The 18,163-nt window shown below is 34.3% G+C and carries 17 protein-coding genes, 1 rRNA gene and 4 pseudogenes; 17 read left to right on the top strand and 5 right to left on the bottom strand.

Annotation, left to right across the window (positions count from 1 at the left end; all coding sequences use genetic code 11):
* Positions 1-118: 118 nt before the first annotated feature.
* Both rrf and P9E47_RS22090 read left to right on the top strand, forming a co-directional pair.
* Positions 119-235, top strand: a 5S ribosomal RNA gene (rrf, locus tag P9E47_RS22095).
* Between the two features lie 424 nt (positions 236-659).
* Positions 660-1,637, top strand: a complete 978-nt coding sequence (locus P9E47_RS22090; protein ID WP_004432392.1) for a glycerophosphodiester phosphodiesterase family protein — start codon at positions 660-662, stop codon at positions 1,635-1,637.
* Positions 1,638-2,032: 395 nt separating this feature from the next.
* Here the strand turns inward: P9E47_RS22090 and P9E47_RS23030 are convergent.
* Positions 2,033-2,107 (bottom strand): annotated as a pseudogene (locus tag P9E47_RS23030) (hypothetical protein); the annotation flags it as partial.
* A 143-nt stretch (positions 2,108-2,250) separates the two neighbouring features.
* Between P9E47_RS23030 and P9E47_RS22080 the strand changes: the two are divergent.
* The 6 genes and pseudogenes from P9E47_RS22080 (at position 2,251) to P9E47_RS22055 (ending at position 6,860) form a co-directional block, all read left to right on the top strand.
* Positions 2,251-2,619: a YdcF family protein gene (locus P9E47_RS22080; protein WP_087946174.1), complete on the top strand. Its 369-nt coding sequence runs from the start codon at positions 2,251-2,253 to the stop codon at positions 2,617-2,619.
* 213 nt (positions 2,620-2,832) lie between these two features.
* Positions 2,833-3,444 (top strand): FMN-binding negative transcriptional regulator, encoded by a 612-nt coding sequence (locus tag P9E47_RS22075; RefSeq protein WP_004432385.1) that lies wholly within the window; start codon positions 2,833-2,835, stop codon positions 3,442-3,444.
* Between the two features lie 163 nt (positions 3,445-3,607).
* On the top strand, positions 3,608-4,426 hold the full coding sequence (locus P9E47_RS22070; RefSeq protein ID WP_004432383.1) for a pentapeptide repeat-containing protein: 819 nt from the start codon (positions 3,608-3,610) through the stop codon (positions 4,424-4,426).
* Positions 4,427-4,453: 27 nt separating this feature from the next.
* Positions 4,454-4,652 (top strand): annotated as a pseudogene (locus P9E47_RS22065) (helix-turn-helix domain-containing protein); the annotation flags it as partial.
* Positions 4,653-4,897: 245 nt separating this feature from the next.
* The gene (locus P9E47_RS22060; RefSeq protein ID WP_004432381.1) at positions 4,898-5,434 is read left to right on the top strand and encodes an RNA polymerase sigma factor; all 537 of its coding nucleotides are present in this window, start codon (positions 4,898-4,900) and stop codon (positions 5,432-5,434) included.
* The gene (locus P9E47_RS22055) at positions 5,421-6,860 is read left to right on the top strand and encodes a hypothetical protein (RefSeq protein WP_326165024.1); all 1,440 of its coding nucleotides are present in this window, start codon (positions 5,421-5,423) and stop codon (positions 6,858-6,860) included. The genes P9E47_RS22060 and P9E47_RS22055 overlap by 14 nt, the downstream gene beginning before the upstream one ends.
* 633 nt (positions 6,861-7,493) lie before the next feature.
* Here P9E47_RS22055 and P9E47_RS22050 read toward each other — a convergent pair.
* Positions 7,494-8,186, bottom strand: coding sequence for a DUF3888 domain-containing protein (locus tag P9E47_RS22050; protein WP_326165022.1), 693 nt, complete (start codon positions 8,184-8,186; stop codon positions 7,494-7,496).
* 133 nt (positions 8,187-8,319) lie between these two features.
* Here P9E47_RS22050 and P9E47_RS22045 point away from each other — a divergent pair.
* Positions 8,320-8,448: pseudogene (locus tag P9E47_RS22045) on the top strand (SMI1/KNR4 family protein); the annotation flags it as partial.
* Between the two features lie 439 nt (positions 8,449-8,887).
* On the opposite strand, the gene P9E47_RS22040 reads toward P9E47_RS22045, so the two are convergent.
* Positions 8,888-9,610: a hypothetical protein gene (locus P9E47_RS22040; protein ID WP_326165021.1), complete on the bottom strand. Its 723-nt coding sequence runs from the start codon at positions 9,608-9,610 to the stop codon at positions 8,888-8,890.
* Between the two features lie 325 nt (positions 9,611-9,935).
* On the opposite strand from P9E47_RS22040, the gene P9E47_RS22035 reads away from it, so the two are divergent.
* Positions 9,936-10,712, top strand: a complete 777-nt coding sequence (locus P9E47_RS22035; RefSeq protein ID WP_326165019.1) for a DUF2628 domain-containing protein — start codon at positions 9,936-9,938, stop codon at positions 10,710-10,712.
* Positions 10,713-11,052: 340 nt separating this feature from the next.
* Here P9E47_RS22035 and P9E47_RS22030 read toward each other — a convergent pair whose 3' ends face one another.
* Complete coding sequence (locus P9E47_RS22030; RefSeq protein WP_004432369.1) at positions 11,053-11,580, bottom strand: hypothetical protein; 528 nt, start codon at positions 11,578-11,580, stop codon at positions 11,053-11,055.
* Positions 11,581-11,990: 410 nt separating this feature from the next.
* Here P9E47_RS22030 and P9E47_RS22025 point away from each other — a divergent pair, with 410 nt between their 5' ends.
* The 7 genes from P9E47_RS22025 to P9E47_RS21995 all read left to right on the top strand — a co-directional run bounded on the left by P9E47_RS22025 (position 11,991) and on the right by P9E47_RS21995 (position 17,325).
* Positions 11,991-12,518 (top strand): sigma-70 family RNA polymerase sigma factor, encoded by a 528-nt coding sequence (locus P9E47_RS22025; RefSeq protein ID WP_004432367.1) that lies wholly within the window; start codon positions 11,991-11,993, stop codon positions 12,516-12,518.
* Positions 12,508-13,509, top strand: coding sequence for an LCP family protein (locus tag P9E47_RS22020; protein WP_326165017.1), 1,002 nt, complete (start codon positions 12,508-12,510; stop codon positions 13,507-13,509). The genes P9E47_RS22025 and P9E47_RS22020 overlap by 11 nt, the downstream gene beginning before the upstream one ends.
* Positions 13,510-13,707: 198 nt before the next feature.
* Entirely contained in the window at positions 13,708-14,202 is a 495-nt protein-coding gene (locus P9E47_RS22015) for an RNA polymerase sigma factor (protein ID WP_326165014.1), read from the top strand.
* A complete protein-coding gene (locus tag P9E47_RS22010) occupies positions 14,199-15,338 on the top strand; it encodes an anti-sigma factor (protein WP_326165012.1) in 1,140 nt (379 codons plus the stop codon). Before P9E47_RS22015 ends, P9E47_RS22010 begins: the two co-directional genes overlap by 4 nt.
* 47 nt (positions 15,339-15,385) lie before the next feature.
* On the top strand, positions 15,386-16,219 hold the full coding sequence (locus P9E47_RS22005; RefSeq protein WP_326165010.1) for a transcriptional regulator: 834 nt from the start codon (positions 15,386-15,388) through the stop codon (positions 16,217-16,219).
* 136 nt (positions 16,220-16,355) lie between these two features.
* The gene (locus P9E47_RS22000; RefSeq protein ID WP_004432356.1) at positions 16,356-16,859 is read left to right on the top strand and encodes a hypothetical protein; all 504 of its coding nucleotides are present in this window, start codon (positions 16,356-16,358) and stop codon (positions 16,857-16,859) included.
* Between the two features lie 22 nt (positions 16,860-16,881).
* Positions 16,882-17,325, top strand: coding sequence for a DUF4825 domain-containing protein (locus P9E47_RS21995; RefSeq protein ID WP_326165026.1), 444 nt, complete (start codon positions 16,882-16,884; stop codon positions 17,323-17,325).
* Positions 17,326-17,641: 316 nt separating this feature from the next.
* Here the strand turns inward: P9E47_RS21995 and P9E47_RS23025 are convergent.
* A pseudogene (locus P9E47_RS23025) lies at positions 17,642-17,917 on the bottom strand (SMEK domain-containing protein); the annotation flags it as partial.
* Positions 17,918-18,163: the final 246 nt, after the last annotated feature.

Genomic DNA, 18,163 nt, shown 5'->3' with positions numbered 1-18,163 from the left:
TAGAAAAGCGGAAGCGACCATTTAGCGAAGTTTACTATTCGCTGGGAGCTGTAGCTGGACATAGTGAATATGAATGCTGATTATCTAGTTTTGAAGGAACAACCTTCAATTTAATATGTTTGGTGACGATAGCGAAGAGGTCACACCCGTTCCCATTCCGAACACGGAAGTTAAGCTCTTCAGCGCCGATGGTAGTTGGGGGCTGTCCCCCTGTGAGAGTAGGACGTTGCCAAGCGAATAGAAGAGTAGCAGATATGCTACTCTTTTTGTTTAAAGATTAGACCGTGAGGTTATATAAGCGCCAAGTGCTTAGCACTTCGACATTTCTTATCCTTTATTACAATTTATTGACGCATATTATCCTTTATTAGCAAAAATTCCTTTAAGAATAACAAGAATTCCTCTAGCGTTTCTGGTAGCTCTTCAGGTAAAAAATTGGTACTATGCATTTCGATAACCTCCCAATAATAATAATTCTAGTTATAGAATGTCCAATCTTTAAAACTTTTATACTTTTAATTTGAAATTCTTCGACGTTTAATTTCTCTTAAAGTAAAGTACTTGTTAAGGTAATGATTATGGACCCCAGAATATATAATTTATTAGAAGAGGGTAATGAATACTTTGTAAATATTCAATGCAGCATTTAGGGGAGAATTATGAAAAAGTTAAAGCGAAATATCAAAAGGTTTTTTATATTTTTAGTTATTTTGGTAGGTTTTATTTACTTAAATAACACATCATTATTCACAAGAGATAGTAATAAAGAACCATTATTGCTGGCCCATCGGGGAATGGCACAGACCTTCCATATGGAAGGAATTACTGGCGAAACTTGTACAGCAGAAAGAATCTACGAACCTGAACATCCATTTTTAGAAAATACTATAGCTTCAATGGAAGCAGCTTTTGAGGCTGGAGCAGATATTGTAGAATTTGATGTTCAACTTACAAAAGATGGAGAGTTTGCTGTTTTTCATGATTGGGCACTAGAGTGCAGAACTGATGGCAAAGGAAAAATAAGGGACCATACGATGCAAGAACTAAAACAATTGGATATTGGTTATGGCTATACAGCAGATAATGGAGAAACTTATCCTTTCCGAGGCAAAGGAGCAGGGCTTATGCCTACACTTGATGAAGTGATGTCGCATTTTCCTGAGCAATCTTTTTTGATTCATATCAAAAGTAATGACCCGAATGAAGGGGTACATTTGTCCAATTATCTGACCAAGTTTCCAGATAGCAGGTTGAAAAATCTTTCTGTTTATGGTGGCGACAAGCCGATTGCTTCTTTGAAAGATAAACAGCCTGATATGCGTGTTATGTCAAAGGCTATGTTGAAAAGTTGTTTGCTTCCTTATATAGTAGTTGGTTGGACAGGATATGTACCGGCAGCGTGCGAAAACACTCAATTGCATATTCCAGAAAAGTATGCTCCATATATGTGGGGATTTCCAAACAAATTTCTAAATAGAATGGAGGAAGCTAATACAAGAGTAATCCTCGTTGCGGGTGATGGTAGTTGGTCAGAAGGATTTGATAAAAAACAAGACTTAGAACGCCTTCCTAAAAATTATACAGGAGGTATATGGACGAATCGTATTGACATTATAGCCCCAATTTTAAAAGAATAATTGACGGGCTTCAACAAATGGGGGCGTTGATCCAAGAAGGATTAACCGCCTTTTTTGTTGAAGCTATTAAGCTACCATGAAAATAACTTCTGGGATTCCGGAAAAAAGGCAATACCAAAGTAGACGCAGCTCATTCATTTTTTAAAAAAGGAGAGTGCCTGATTATTGAGGGTATGGGAAAATTGATATTTACTGAATTAAGAGGCTTCTGGTTCAGTTATTGTTCCTGTGTAACCAAGACTTTCAAGTCTTTTTAATGAATGACGTACGATTGCTTGTTGTCTTTGTTTATCAAAATAATCTTCTCCTAAGTCTACATACATTTCTTTGCAGGTTAATAGATAATAAGCAATACGTAACATGGCGTGAGCGACAACCATACCTGCTCGTTTTTTACCTTTTCTTGTTTTAGTCGATTTCCTTTTTCCTGCACTTTCATTATTACCGGGAACCAGACCTGTCCATGAGCACATGTGAGGTGCACTTAGAAATTGTTCTTCCAACTTCAGATAGGATTTGCTCTGCCATCTGAGTGGCGATACCCGGTATGGAGTCTATACGTTCAACATCTTCTTGATATTCACTCACTCTTTTTGCAACTTCTTGATCAAGCATTTCAATCGAAGGTTATTGTAAATACATAATTGTAAGTGGCGGTATAGGAAAAGAAGGTTTTGATGAAGCAAAAGTAATGAAAGAATACTTAGTAAACAAAGGCATTCCCTCGGAGAAAATTATAGAAGATAGTAATGGTTACAATTCATCCATGACTGTCCAAAATACTAGAGACATAATGACGAATTTAAATTTAGAATCTGTTATGGTGATTGCACAATACTTTCATATTACACGAACAAAATTAGTGTTTAATAAGCTTGGTTTTGAAAATGTATATTCAGCACATGCGGAAATCTTTGAGCTTAGAGATTTATATTCGATAATACGGGAATTTCCGGCATACTATAAATACCTTATTTTATAAATGTGTGTACTTTTAAGGCACTATTCTACACCATCACTAATTGTTTTTCATTCTGATGTATTGGTATCAATGTATTTGAGATCATTCACATGTATCGCTCCTTTCTGCATCTTAATAACACTATATTTCAACGTGGAATAATTTCATTCCTATCAGATATGGGGTGTAACATGTTAAAATTAAGAAAAGAGGAAATTTTCGAGAGGTGAGACCATGTATATTCCATCGCATTTTCAAATTGAAGATGTAAAAATTGCTTATGACGTAATAAAACAATATGGCTTTGCGACTCTGTTTTCTCAACACAACGGAGCACCATTCGCTACGCATTTACCTTTAAATTTGGATAAGGAAAAACAATACCTCTATGGACATTTTGCTCGTTCGAATCCACAATGGAAAGATATTAGTAATCAAATGGTTTTAGCAGTATTTCATGGTCCTCATTGCTATATCTCTCCCTCTTGGTATGAGACGGATAAAGCAGTACCTACATGGAACTATGTGACTGTTCATGTTTACGGGGAAGTTGAACTTATTGATGACGAGCGAGAGCTAATGGAGTCTCTACATGAATTGGTATTGAAATATGAAGCACCTGAAAGTACATACAAGTTAGAGAACGTAGATACTGACTTTATTGCTGGTATGAATAAAGGTGTTCAAGGATTTAAAGTAAAAATAAACAAGATAGAGGGCAAGGCAAAACTAAGTCAAAACCACCCAGAAGACCGACAAGAACTTGTTATCAATCAACTGAAACAGATTTCGTGTGAGGATGAACAAAAGATTGCCTCTCTAATGAAAGCAAACCTCAAAAAATAGCCTGTATGTTATTTAACTATAGGGTAGCGATTGCTAAACAGAAGCAGTTTAGTAAAGGAATGATTCACAGTTTAGTCGGCTGTGTGTGTTTAAATAAAAGTATTACAAGTTTGTTTTTTTCATATTTACTTAAATATATACTTATTTTGGGAAGTGTTTAATAGTGAATAATAGTTTAAAGTCAGATTGTAATAATTGCTTTGGGTTGTGTTGTGTAGCATTGCCTTATGGCAAATCAGCAGATTTCCCTTTCAACAAAGATGGTGGAGAACCCTGCCGAAATTTATGCTCAAACAATTTGTGTTCTATTCATGGCAAATTAAGAGAGACAGGTTTTCGTGGTTGTGTGTCTTATGAATGCTTTGGTGCGGGTCAACATGTTTCACAGTCTATTTATAATGGTAAAGACTGGCGTGAGGGTGGCGAACATGCCGAAGAAATGTTTGCTGTATTTCCTCTTGTTCAACAACTGCATGAAATGCTCTGGTATCTCCAACAATCTCTAACTCTAAAGGAAACTCACTCCTTACATAATACCCTGCAAAAAATTTATGAAGAAACAGTTGATCTAACCGTAAAAAGTCCAGAGGAGATTTTAAAAATAGATATTGTCGCACATCGAAGTAAGGTAAACGCTCTTTTAATGGATTCAAGCAAATTGTACAGAGGCGACAACAATAAAAAGGGTAAACTGATGAAGCAAAAATCAGACTATATAGGAGCAACTTTAAAGGGTTTAAACTTACAAGGCGAAAATTTTCGTGGGAAACTAATGATTGCCTCAAATTTAAGCCAGAGTGATTTGAGGAGAGCTGATTTTATTGGTTCAGACCTTAGAGATGCAGATTTAAGTGGTGCTAACTTGACAGAGGCTCTCTTTCTTACGCAGTCGCAAATCAATTCAGCGATTGGGGATGTTCATACTAAAATACCGAGTTATTTAGAAAAGCCAAGTCATTGGATTAAGAAAGGCAATTCTTAATCTTCTTGAACTACCATGTAAGAACGAGGTATTGAACTCGCTAAGAAAGAGGGGGAAATTTAAAGGGCGATTACAAAAACATTATAAAAACTATGCGGGGATGAACTATGCAATAAAGTTGTATAATGAGGAGAATATGACTGTAAATCAAATATGTGAAATCACAAATGTATCTAGAGTGTCATTATATAGAAAGCTATCGGAAGGAAAAAGTCTATTAGTTTAACAAAATGTTCAATGTGTTAAACAAATAAACATTCAAACCTAATAGCCAATCCCTTTACTATCAAGGGGTTGGCTATTTTTAGTGTACCCGACATGGGCTATATCTTGGTGGTGAAGATCGACTTGCATAATCCACTTTTATTTTTAATTAATAAAATATTGATTAAATAAAAATTATGTCACAAAACAGCTCTTTGAACTGTTATAAGGGTACAGTCGACTGATAAATAATAGGGAGGTGAGCCAATGGAGAAAATAGACATTGGGAAAAGATTTGTTAATGGCGGAGAAGATGAACTGGAAGAGATAATAAATCTCTATGGTGAAAAACTCCTTCACTATGCAACGGCGATTCTATGTGATTATCATGAAGCAGAAAATATTGTACAAGAAGTCTTTCTTTCAGCTTATCAAAATCGGGATATTTTTGATGGCAATAACCTATCCGCATGGTTGTACAAAATTACATATAATCGCTGTTTAAATCAACTAAAAAAGCGTAAGATCCTATATTTTCATGAAATTCGTAGTGAAGTAGTTTTACCAGAAAAAGATAAAGGTTTGAGTGATGAGACGCTTCGTGCGTTACAGAAGCTTAAACCTAAGGAACGTGCCTTGTTATATGGGAGGATTATGGATGGGCAGAGTTACGAGGAACTATCTCAGCTTACAGGGAGTTCCCCCGCTGCTTTACGGAAGCAATACCAGAGAGCTAAAGATAAATTGGTTAAATATCTAAACTTCGAATATTGTGGAAAGGAGTCTAAATATGAGCAAATTTGATATTGACGAGCAGAAAATCCGTGATATGCTTTCTCAAATCACTGTTGATTCAAGTAAACTTGCAGAACAGGTTAAAAGCCGATTGTATGAGGATCGTGCTGACATGCCTGCTAGACACCGAAAACGGTGGACAAGGTCAACAATTGCAGCTATTGTGATGTCATTCGTATTAGTTGCTAGTGCTACTGCGGCAGTTTTAGGGAATTTCGATTGGTTTATAGAGAGATTTAATCCCGATTTTGGCAAAATTGTGGAGCCAGTTGAAGTCTACAGTGAAGACCAAGGAATCAGAATGGAGGTGATTGGTGCCCAGAAATATAATAATATGGCGATAGTTTACTTGTCCCTTCAAGATATAACAGGTCAAAACCGGCTGACTGAACAGACTGACTTTAGAGATGGGTTTAGTGTGAAAATGAATCCGCAAACACAAGAGACAATCACGGGAGTTGATGAGTTTATATCAGGTAGTGTCATGTGGAAAGAAAAGATGCTTTATTTTGATGAGGATACCAATACCATTTATTATGAGTTTAATATTACGGCTGACCCAGACTCACCTTTGGCAGAACCGTTGAAACTTGGTAGCTTCCTTATTTATTTCAATGAAAAAGCTTACAATGACGAACCCATTTCCGTGTCCCTTACTGGAATTAAAGGTGCAGAAACTATACCTATTGCGAAAGTACAGTTTTGGGGAGGAAGTAAGATGCCAGATGATTTAAGTTCATATACAGAGGCACTTATGCCCGGTCATTTTGCTGACATGCCCCATGGTGAAAAAGATCAATGGGTTTCCAATATCGGTAATATAGACGGAAAACTGCATGTGCAGATAGGTGAAATCTTTAACAAAGAGTTTGGTACTAGTACTGCAGAGCTTTCTCTAAAAGATCCGGATGGTAATTCAATCTCCTACGATTATAGTTTTGTACTTCTCGGTGACGAGGAAAATGACTTACTTAATCATGAAAAAAACGATTATGCTGATGGAGTATACAGATACTGGGAATTCGTATTTCCTGTAAGCACTGAAGATCTTAGCGGATATACTCTTTGCTATACCGGTTCCGTTTTTACTGGTGTTGAGGGCAGCTGGAAGGTATCAGCAAATTTAAGCGATTCTAACCAAAATATACGTACTTGGACAAATGATATTTCAGTTGATGGTCATCTCTTTGAATATATAACTCTTAGTCCTTTAGGATTGCAAGTAATCGGAACCTATCAAGGAAAGGAATGCATGGTTGGTGATATGTCAATTAGGGTTGAAACTGTTGATGGAATTATTCCATTGGAAGGTGGCGGGGGAAGCCAAAAGCCTGATAAACATACTTTCAATTCAAGTTGGAATACGAAAGCACCTTTAGATATCACCAAAGTTAAAGCAATAATTGTAAATGGCACTCGAATACCGATTAAATAACAAGATGATAAAATAAAAATTTCAACACACTAGTTTAACAAAAGCTTCATTTTGATCCAGGAAAGGGTAAATGCTCTTTTTGTTGAATTGCTACTAAAGTGGCAGGCTAACTTAGGAAAAAGAGTATTATTATATAGGGGTCTTAAAAAGGGGGGGAAAATGAAGTTTAAAATGTTGTTCGGTATTTTTCTTATAATCCCAGGAAGATATATATGATATTGAAATTGAATTTGAAAGTAGAGATGGTTTGCTTACTGGGAATTTAGGAAATATGGAAACAAAAATTGACGGTAACGTTATTTCTTTTTTAGTTGGTACAGTTAATTTCGAGACATTTGAAGATGATAAGTATAAAATTACTATAAAACTCAAAGATAAAAAGGATATTATCAAGTTACATATAAATTAAAAAGGAATTAAATGTCGAATTACCTAAAAAGTTGTTTGAATGATATAGTGAAATAAATGGAGTGTTTGATAGTTTCGACTGTCCTTTAATATGGTCAACTTCACAAATAGTAAAGGATAATTTATTTTTTAGAACTTTTGGTGACTATAAAGATATTTATATGCCATTTGACCATAAGAAAACCGCCTTCGTCAGAAAAGGCGGTTTATTGCTATCGTTCCCCATTACTTCAAAAGATTTTGGTAATTGGGGAGGAAATCATCCTTATCGGGGTCTCTAAGATGTTCAAAATTTTTAAGCTCAACTCCAACCGACGAGATCCGATATGTAAGTACATCTTCGCCGACAGGGATATGAGGACCGACTATGGGTTGAGCATCTAATGTGATTAAAAAATCAAAACCACGAAAAGCAGCTACCCTTTCAATGCTCTTCACATTTACATAATCCGGATGAATAACTGGTGGTACTGTAATTACATCTGCGTATACCCCAGTAAGTTTCTCCTGCATATGTGGAAGTAGAATTAAAACAAGCATATCTTGTAGTTGCAGTTCCCTTGAATCTTCAAGCGGCTTATTACCATCTGCATTTGAAGTTTGCTCTGAAAGAGCCTCTTCAGCAACATAGTGAACATCTATTTTATGTTTGTTATCCGTCTCAGGAGAGGCTTGTGTGTATTCTACAAGAGCACCACTGCCCTCAGCGAATAAACGAAGAGGTACATATGCCTTGTTATTATAGTTAAGCACCTCCTCACTTTCCTGTGGTTGTACTTCTTTGGAAAGCCCGTTAGCTAGAAAAAAAGTAACTTTACTTGGAAAGATTGTTGCTTCAATTACACTCGAAGCAAATACAGAAGTTGTTGCCATTAAGAAGGCACCACACAACACACCAGCAATAAAATGTTTCTTCAATTCGTCCTCTCCTCTTCAAATGTAAATTATTCTATCTAATAGACGAAGCAAATCCGAACAGTGATATTGTCCTTATTATAAAACGAATGTTCATAATTACCAAATATCAACAATAAAGTTTAACATAGCCAAAATATTAAATGGTAGTTTTCAAACAGAAGCTATTTATGTATGGAATCACGAAAATGACAGCTGAATGTGGGTTGCCCCATCATTGCAAGTATTTATTAGAGGTTGGATTACAGGTGAAATTACTATTTAGATATAGAATTTGCTTATTAAATAACGGGTGGCGATAGCTGAACAAAGCTATCGCTTCTTCAACTATTAGGGGTTAATGCAACAAACCTATGTAGGAAATGTGTTATAAATGCAGGGGGTGCATCAATATGATTAGGAAAAGCGTCAGTTTTCCCTTGATACTTTTTATAGTATCAATTATTTGGCAGTTAATTTTTGATAAAGAGGTTAAATGGGTTGATAATATAGGGATATGTTTTGTGATGTTCTTGTTTATTCTATTTTATAATTGGTCGAAGGTACCATATAAACGGAAAAACGACAATGACGACAAATAAAAGATTTTTCAGGAGATTTATTAATAACGGATGCATTTCTTGAACAACGGGAACGCTTTTTCTTTATGTTAAGGAGCAGGATAGTAAAAAAGCATCACTTCTTGAGTGATGCTTTTCTGTGAATTACTTTTCCTTTTGCTTTGCCCAAAAGTCTGGTTGGATGTATGAAATAAGTGAGTAATCAATTTCGTGTTCATCTTTCGTTGCCAATTGTATTAGTAAGTTTTCCTTTTTATTAAACGGTTTAAGATCCTTTGTAGTGATTGTAATAACCTGTACACCGTTTCTCTGTGGTGTTCCAACAACAACAACTTGATTTCCTATGGTGTAAACACTAGTCACCTGTGTTTGGAAAGTAACAATATACATATCAAGTGCTTTCTCATTTTGAAACATTGGAATGGTTATACCCATATTATGTTCAAAGTCATACCAACCAGATAGTCCTATATCATAGTTAGTAAATAATCGGTGGAGTGCAAAATGTATCCGATTTGGTACATAGCTCCATCTGCCAATGGTGCTATGCCATTGTTCATTATAGGCTGGTCTTTCATATTCCGGCTTATCCACAATTAAATCAAAAGGAATTTTTGTACCATTATGAATTACTTCTGAAATTGGTTTTATTTTTGATGGGAATGACAATTCTCCCCACGGTGGGTCTTGAATGTTTACGGGCACGGGAGGTTCCAATTTCTTAATTCTTTGTTTTAATTCCTCATTTTCCATTTCTAATTTTTTTGAGTTTTGGTCAACAGTTGCTTCCACATTTGTAATGGGGGTTATAAAGCAAACTGTCAAAAATAAAATAAGGATAATTAAACAACTTCGTTTTATGTACATGCAAGCACCTCAAAAGTATTATTTGTTTTTGAGATAAAAAGATGCAAAATCCTTCGTTTAACAAACTTGTAGAATATTTTAATTTCATTATAAGAGTAACATTGTGAACCTTTTCACTTAAACCATTGGGGGCTATACTACATTTAAAGGGGCGAGAGTAGAACAAGAAATTGTCAAGGTGGTTTATTAAACGGTCACATTAAACCACAGAGCCTATGATTAAAAACGGTCAACATTTTGATCGTTTTTTATGTTGGGGCCTTTTTTCTGCAGGAATTATTAAACAGTAAATGGGGAGGTTAACTAAATAAAGGAGGTATCAGTAATGGGGTGGAAACGAAGAAAAAATAATATTCATATTGAGGACCTAGATACAGAAACTCTTGAAGAAGTGATGGAATTCGTCGGGAAAAATAAAGATACTTACAGAAAAAAATGGAGTAAATTTAAATATGGAAAAAAGGGGGCTCAATTTTCTTGGAATTGGGCTGCATTTATCTTTGGATTTTTTTGGTTTGCATATAGAAAAATGAATGTTTATGCGTACTTGTTTTTCGGAGTCATTACCATTATAGATGTACTTTTCCTTATTACAACTAAACAAACAAGTACTAATAATAGCAGTTTCTTTGGTGTCTTTTTAATTATAGCATTATTAGGTAATCAATCTTATTTGGAGTTTGTAGTAAAAAAAGTTAACAAATTAAAGGAACAGTATCCTAATAAAGATGAACGTCTTAAATTAATCAAAAAACGTGGAGGAATTAGTTGGATTAATGTCCTTATCTTTGTCTTAGCAATGGTAGTTTATGCTTTCACAATTTCAATCGTTGAAGAAAATGTATATCAAAATTATGCTGCTCAAAAGTTTGAAGAAGCAACCCAGTTGGAGGAAAAAGGGGAAACAAAAGAAGCTATAACAATATACGAAAAACTAAAAAATAAAGATCACCCTATACCTGAGATTTCTTTTAATTTAGCTTTACTTTATTATTCAGAAGGAGATATGGATAAAGCTGAAGAAGAAATCAATCACTTTCTGGAATATGAACCAGACGATGAAGAAGCAAGACAAATAAAGCAAGAAATATTATCACGGTAATCATTAAATTTGACCTTTTTCCTATCGCTTGTTTATAACTGCCTTTTTATAGCATTTTATTAAGTCCAAATATTAACGTCTGTTTTTTAATAACCAATATTATTTCTATTGAATGTGATAAGATTTGCAATTTCGACTTGCTCATTATGAAAAAATGGAGTATGGATTTGTTTTACCATATTAATATACTTCACCTAAAGGGGCGATAGCAGATTAGGGCTGTCGCCAAGCATTTTAATCTAAGGAAAGGTTTATTTTTATTTTTTTGGCTTCTTCCGTATATATACCAATAGTATAAGTACCTATTTCTCCCGGAAATTCAATAACTCCGTTCTTTGAATTAGTGATTTCGTCTTCCCATACAGTATTTTTGGAACCCTCTAACATACATGTAAAAGCTCCCCTCACCAACGGAGGCTATATAAGGTATTGAGACTGTTCTATTTTTGGTAACATCAAAACTTTCAACATCATGATACCCCTTTAATGAACCGATGGATAGTTTAACTTCTCCGTTTATTACTGATTTACTTGAACCTATTGACACATTATCTCCGAACAATAGAGCTATCGCAAACATACCAACTGTAAATAATCCGAATACCAACCCTAAAATTAGTATTGCTTGCTTATTCATGCCTTTTAATCCTTTAAGTATGTTGTAATTCACTTTGTATACAATTCGAAATAATACAGGAAAAATAATAGCTAAAAACAATAAAGAAATCCAGCCACCATAAATAACGGTTTGAACAACAGATACTGTCACTACAAAAAAGTAAAATCCGACAGTAATCCAATATGAAATTGAAAACAGTTTACTTTTAGTATATGGTTTGCCAAACAGGAAGTAGATAAACTTCTTCAAAAATATCTTTCCTTTCGAGAATGTTTATTGATTAGCTTAACCAAAAACTTCAAAAGGAAATAAGGTGTGTAATGGTAAAAGTAACTATATCTTTGCTACCAAAGGGGCTTCTTAAAGTAGGGGAAATACCTATTCCTATTGAACGGGCGGTTTAGTGGAAAAAGGAATTAATATAAACAATAAGCCTGTATCCATGATTACTTGTTAATCTAAGATACAGGTTTTGTATTTCAGTTATAATCGTATGGATGAATCCTTTTACGGAATATTTATAAAAATCAATGAAGGATTAAACATTGAATAGAAACGAATCTTTGTTAAAATAAATATTTTTTAAAAATTGAACCTATTATGATTTGATAATCGTCTAATAGCAGAATTTGAAGCAGGTTGAAAGGGAGGGGAGTAGAATGGACAAATCAGAAAAAGATTACATATTAGATAAAATAATGATTGAATATGGTAATGAGTTGGTACGATTGGCATTTTCTTATGTGAAAGATGCCGAGATAGCTAAGGATCTGGTTCAAAATACGTTTATTAAATGCTACAAAAGCCTTGATATGTTTCGTTATGACGCACAGATCAAAACGTGGCTCTATCGTATCACCATTAACGAATGTAAAGATTATTTAAAAAGTTGGAATTACAGAATGGTTCAAGTAAAAAGTTTTATAAATGAAACTGCCAGGTCAATATTACCATCAGTAGAAAAATCCGTTATTGATCAATACAATAACGAACAAATGAAAGAGACAATCAATTCTCTTCCAAACAAGTATCGAGAAGTAGTTTATCTATACTATCACGATTCTTTAAAAACAGATGAAATTTCTAAAATTTTAAACATTCCAGTTAATACAGTGAAAACTCGATTAAGAAGAGCAAAACAAAGATTAGAGTCGATGTTAAAGGAGGCTGAACTTAATGAAAGATAAAAATTTGAAAGATACATTTAACCATATGTCTAATCAAGAATTAAGATTTACAAAAGAAGACCGTAATGAAGTGTTTGAACAACTTCATAAAATGGAAAAGAATAATATCCAAAAGAAATCTCTAGTATCTATTTCAAAAAAATTGGCTCCACTTACTGCTGCTTTGTTTGCGGTAGGCTTATGTCTATTTTTGTTTATTCCAACGATTCTTCAAGGAAACGTTAATAACGAAAATAACGGAACTGATTCGAATGGAGTAGTATCTCAAGAAGACGAGTATTTTACCACTCTATTTATGGTAAAGGATGAGAATGATAGAATACCTATTAACCTTTTACTTACTTATAATAAAGATAAAAAGATGATGAAAGTTGTATCGATCCCTCGTGATACTTATGCTCCGATATTGGATAAAAATGATGGAACTACTCCATATGATAAATTATCACATGCTTATATTAACGCTTCGGGAGTAGCTGAAAAGGTAAGAACAACAGTTTCTAACCTATTTGATTTACCAATCGATTATTATGCAATTATGGATTTAGAAACCCTTTCAGCGATGGTTGATGCAGTGAATGGGATAGAATACGACTTACCAGAAGATATTCGAGTAAGAGCTATATCTCAAGTGGCATTTGATTTCAAAAAGGGGACTCATCGTTTAAATGGAGAAGAGGTTATGGCATTAATGATGGATGCTACTGTGGGAAAAAACTTGGATGAAGAAGATCAATTAAACCTCATTAATACAGTAATAAATCAAACAATAAACGTAATACCACAAACGCAATTAAAAGAATTTACTAATAAAATAGAAAGTAATATTCCAATTAAACAATTGTTTGAGGATAAAATGGAACTTCCATCGATAGAATCGGTATCATTAATCGATGGAATGATGAGTACAATGATAGACGAGTCTTACTATATTAAATTTGAAAAAGATTTTTTAGATTCAGTTTCGGAAAAGTTAACCACATTTAACTAAATAGAAAGTGAAAACTTAAACTTTTGGAGTAATCTTCGAAATTAACTGATGTAGCCTAAGTTCATTGGAAGCCTTTCTATAGCAAGTAACCAATTGAAATCAAAAACCTGCTTATCAGCGGGTTTTTTTGTTGAAATAAACAAAAAATATTGTAACCTTTTTCATTCCAAGCCGTTTTATTAATGAAGGGAGGCTGTGATGAAAGAGAATCTTGATGACATATATAAAATTTATTTTCATGAAATATATCGATTTCTCCTTTCCCTTTGTCATGACCACCATGTGGCCGAGGATCTTGTTCAAGAAACCTTTCTCCGTGCTTACCTTTATATTGAAAATTACAAGGGGGATAAGGTTAAAGCATGGCTGTTTACAGTCGCACATAATGCATGTATTGATCATTATCGCAAGCATAATAGAACCGTAATAAAGGAACAAAGCTTTTTCTTGCCACTTTCGGATAAAAGAAAAACACCTATAGATACGATTGTTATACAAGAAGAAGTTCGAGAAATTGTTAGCCTGTTAAAAGATTTACCCGAAAAACATAAATATGCCGTGCTTTTACATGATTTTCATGGATTATCATACAATGAAGCAGCACAAGTGATGAATGTGAAGCAACCCCATTTTAAAATATTATTATTCCGTGGTAGGCAGGCGATAAGGCGAAGGAAGGGTGGAGAAAAGTGAGCGATGAATTTAAAAGAAAACTAGAAGCATATGAAAAAGGTGAACTATCTGATATAGAATTAGAGGATTTTGAAAAAGAATTAGAAAAACTAGAAAAATATCAGGAGTTTCTTGAAGAAAATAGTGTCGAGCAAATTAAAGACTCCAATGGGAATGAAAAAAGACAGCAAAAGATATTAAGACGAAGTAAATGGAAAGCAAGATTGCAAACGGCCTTTTCTGCCCTTGCACTAATCCTTGCGTTTACCATTCTTTCATCGATACTAACAGCCGTTTACTATTCATGGGGGACACCGGATCGTGTAGATGTGTTCAGGAATGTAATCGACTATTCGCTGACCATAACAGATCCTTATGGATATTTAGGTGGAACAAGTACGAATACGGGTCCATTTTTTGGTTTGAATACCGAGAGAGAGTTGAACAAAAAAGTGGGGGATGAAACAGTAAAAGTTGGTGAGTTAAAAACAAAGTTTTTTTTCTCAGCGATGTCCTATCCAGAAAGGATTAACTTTGGAAAAGTATCGGATAGCAACCCGAACTTTTTATATCCCGGGGGAGAAGTCCGTAACGTGTCAGAGTGGAATAAGTTAGAGCGCCTCCCTGAAGGTACTGTCGTTTCAGCCTATTTATCTTTTGCTGAATTAATTGAGACGGAGAAGGTTTTTCAACTATTCGAGGGCAAAGAGATGGATTTGATTTGGTTGGCGGTTGATACGGGTTTTGAAGAGAAAAATGAGAGGGTTATTTTTGAACCGATTGGGTTTCCAAGCTTTGCAATTTGGCATGATGATGATATGATTTTGGACTCCAGAGAAGTAAAAAAAGGCCTATTTGGTAAGATTGTATCAGAAGGTCATTCATCCCCTAGTTATACCATGGGAGATCAAGATGTTCTCCATAAACAATTTTTGAAAACATTATATTTTTTAAAAGACCATGAACGGAAAGTGAATAACTTCGTTTTTGGGAAACTAGAGCTTTCAAAACGAATTGATTACCTTGAAACGAATGGCTTTAAACATTATGGCGTTGTCATAACAGGACCTACAAAGGAAATCTTAAAGCTACGCGAGGAACCATGGGTTGGAGGATTAAAAGTGGATGAGGTAAGCTTTTGGAATTGGAATGATTGAGTGGGGTATTTTGCTATGCCCCGCTTTGGGGGAGGTGGAAAATTTCAATGATAAGATTATATATCCTAGGTCTGACGATGTTCCTGGCTTTCAGTTTGGTATCCTGTTCTAATCAGAATAATGATGAGCTAGATGCTACGCCAAATCAAGCCACACTAAAACAAAATCAGCAAAATATCAATAAGGCTGTTAGTATGGCTATTAAGAGCCAAAGCGCCTCCTATGCTTCGGGGGAAACAGCAACAGAAGGGCACATCATTCTTGATACAGAGCATAAAAATGGAATGGTTAAGGTCTATTTAATAGCCAGCTATGGTGCATTCGGTTTTGAAAACGGCATTTTTACAAAAGTAAGTGGAAGTGGATCAATCCCAACTGTTATTAAATTTTCGCAAGATAAAAATGGCGAATATACTTTGTTGGAATATAAAGAACCGATGGATGGCTCAGACTACACAGATTCAATCAAGAAAATGTTTCCTCCCCATTTACATAACAAGATATTATCTGCCCATGATGATTACCCTGACCTAGAAAAGCAGCAGGAAGCACAGGCTAAAGAGTATTTAAAAGTGATTGGAAGAACTGCCAAAGTCAGTGCTGGTTATGTCGAAAAACAACTAGTAGATATAGATGTGCAGGCTTCCAACCGATTATTTGCGGAATTTACAAAGGATAATCCTGTTCTTAATGACTGCCCTTATTGGCTAGGAACAACGGAGAAGATTGAAAATGGCACGAGATACATTTATGAAACCTCTCAAAGCAAAACTAACGATAATTTTGACCTTATCACTTTTCAGAAGAAAAATGAAGATGGAACGATAGTGGAAGAGTATAAATATAAAATTGTCGGAAGTGAACCACAATTAGTAGATTGATATAGTACCTGGCACTTCGATATTATAGAAAGCTGTGCATCCGCATATTTCCACCGATGAGAAGATATAACCTTGAAACTTTTTACATGTATTTTCCGTAAGTAAGCTTATTAAGGAAGAAAGGTGGAAAAGTTAGTTGGAGAAGAGCTATGTTTTTAAACAGTTTACTTGTATCTTGTTTTTATTTCTTTTTGCTTTTATAGCGGATTATTATATTCAAAACGTAAACATTGATATAGATAGTATTGTAATGAAACGATTGATAATGTTTATAGCGATTTCAATTCTTCTTTTTGTATGTAATCAACTTATTTATAATTATGCAAAAAAAGAAGAAGAGTTTATGCAACACAAGGTTTGGAATAAGATGTTTATCGTTATTTTAATATGGTTAATGATTTCGTTTGTTGTATTTATTTTCTTGTTTTTTACGACACCGCTGGAAAGTTTAATTTCCTCCCATGCATGGATGATGTTCATTGTTGCTTATTACTTTTTATTTTTCATAAACCTTTTAGTGTTGTCGATTGTACATGTCATTGTTGATACATCAATGAAGGTAGAGAAGAAATTAATAATAACTTGGGCGAGCTCGTCTTTAGTTATAGTGATTATTTTATTTGGATTACCAAGTTTTTGAGGAGGGAATACAGGTGAGGCAAATGATTAAATTTCTGCTTTTTTCGTTGATGGTACTACTTTTCTTAAGCGGCTGTAATGCAAATAATGAAAGCCAAGATATATTTCAATATAAAGATTCGTTTGTAGGCGATAATAGTGCAGTAGGGAATATTGTAAATCAGTTACAAAGCGGGGAACATTTAGTTGGCTTTGAACTAAAAACAAAAGAGAAGCCATATGGTATAATCCTAAATTACGATTGGCCAGAATCAGAAAATACCCATAAAGAAACAGCAATTTATAATGCAACATTTCTTTTTGCGTTGGTTCAAAATGTTGATTGGATAACATTTAACTTTGATAACCAAGAATACACAATAACGAAAGAAAAACTACAAGAGTCGTACGGAGTAGAGTTAAGTGAATTTAAAAATGAAGATGAACTAAGAAAATTTACAGAAGAGTTTTTGAAAAGATACAAATAAAGTAAATAAGCTATTCAAGTAACGGGCACAAAAGGAACTGGCGGTTCAAGCGATTGACGATTATTCAAAAAATAATTTATCCAACTGATTGTTGAATAATGGGAGGCTATCGTGCAACAACACATTCCACTGCAATTTCAATAATACACATAAAAATGTCGCTTTCTATCAAATTAAGAAAACGACATTTTTAGGGCTTATTAAACCTAAATACACTTCTTAGCTGAATAAGACTTTACTATAAGGGGATGTTTCTAAAAGTAAATGGTTCGTAAATAAGTCTTTTTTTGCTTAATCCTCTAACGTTGACCAATTACTATCCCTTGCTCCATACACATCTATAAGCTAATAATAATGTATTAATCCCAAAACTCACCAGTATCAGTCCTACCATGGCCTTTAGTGCAAAACCATTGCCAATGTATACCACCAAAAGGTGAACGTAAATTTGATAAAGTAACTTGAACTGCAACCTTATTTGATCTATTACAGGGTTATTTTTTTGGGAAGAATTTAAGTTTGTAAGATTCCAACCGTACATTTTATTTAACAAGTCACTAAAGAGGTTCTCACAAGCTCTATTTACATCATTTTGGTCTAGTCTAGATTAAATCAATATAAAAATGGAAAACACTTAATGCGTTAATGATATTTACTCACGAGTGTTGATTAACCAATAAAATCCAAAAAATTAATACCAAAAAGGACACCTTTCTTGTAGAATGATGTTTGCTGACAAACAAACTACAGAAGAGGTGCCCTCATGAAAAAGAATACCACATTCCACAATTTGTTTCAAAAGATTGTTTCAGAAGATGAAGTCAATGTTATTCAGGAT

The sequence above is a fragment of the Schinkia azotoformans genome, from assembly GCF_035811335.1.
In the GTDB taxonomy this organism is placed as follows: domain Bacteria; phylum Bacillota; class Bacilli; order Bacillales; family Bacillaceae_J; genus Schinkia; species Schinkia azotoformans.
Note: the sequence above shows the minus strand (reverse complement) of the source record. Positions and strands in the feature narration are given on the sequence as shown.

Bases quoted from the DNA above. Each gene is read 5' to 3' on its own strand.
- P9E47_RS22090 (WP_004432392.1), top strand. From the start codon at position 660: ATGAAAAAGTTAAAGCGAAATATCAAAAGGTTTTTTATATTTTTAGTT.
- P9E47_RS22055 (WP_326165024.1), top strand. From the start codon at position 5,421: ATGAGCAAATTTGATATTGACGAGCAGAAAATCCGTGATATGCTTTCT.
- P9E47_RS22075 (WP_004432385.1), top strand. From the start codon at position 2,833: ATGTATATTCCATCGCATTTTCAAATTGAAGATGTAAAAATTGCTTAT.
- P9E47_RS22060 (WP_004432381.1), top strand. From the start codon at position 4,898: ATGGAGAAAATAGACATTGGGAAAAGATTTGTTAATGGCGGAGAAGAT.
- P9E47_RS22035 (WP_326165019.1), top strand. From the start codon at position 9,936: ATGGGGTGGAAACGAAGAAAAAATAATATTCATATTGAGGACCTAGAT.
- P9E47_RS22020 (WP_326165017.1), top strand. From the start codon at position 12,508: ATGAAAGATAAAAATTTGAAAGATACATTTAACCATATGTCTAATCAA.
- P9E47_RS22015 (WP_326165014.1), top strand. From the start codon at position 13,708: ATGAAAGAGAATCTTGATGACATATATAAAATTTATTTTCATGAAATA.
- P9E47_RS22040 (WP_326165021.1), bottom strand. From the start codon at position 9,610: ATGTACATAAAACGAAGTTGTTTAATTATCCTTATTTTATTTTTGACA.
- P9E47_RS21995 (WP_326165026.1), top strand. From the start codon at position 16,882: ATGATTAAATTTCTGCTTTTTTCGTTGATGGTACTACTTTTCTTAAGC.
- P9E47_RS22025 (WP_004432367.1), top strand. From the start codon at position 11,991: ATGGACAAATCAGAAAAAGATTACATATTAGATAAAATAATGATTGAA.
- P9E47_RS22005 (WP_326165010.1), top strand. From the start codon at position 15,386: ATGATAAGATTATATATCCTAGGTCTGACGATGTTCCTGGCTTTCAGT.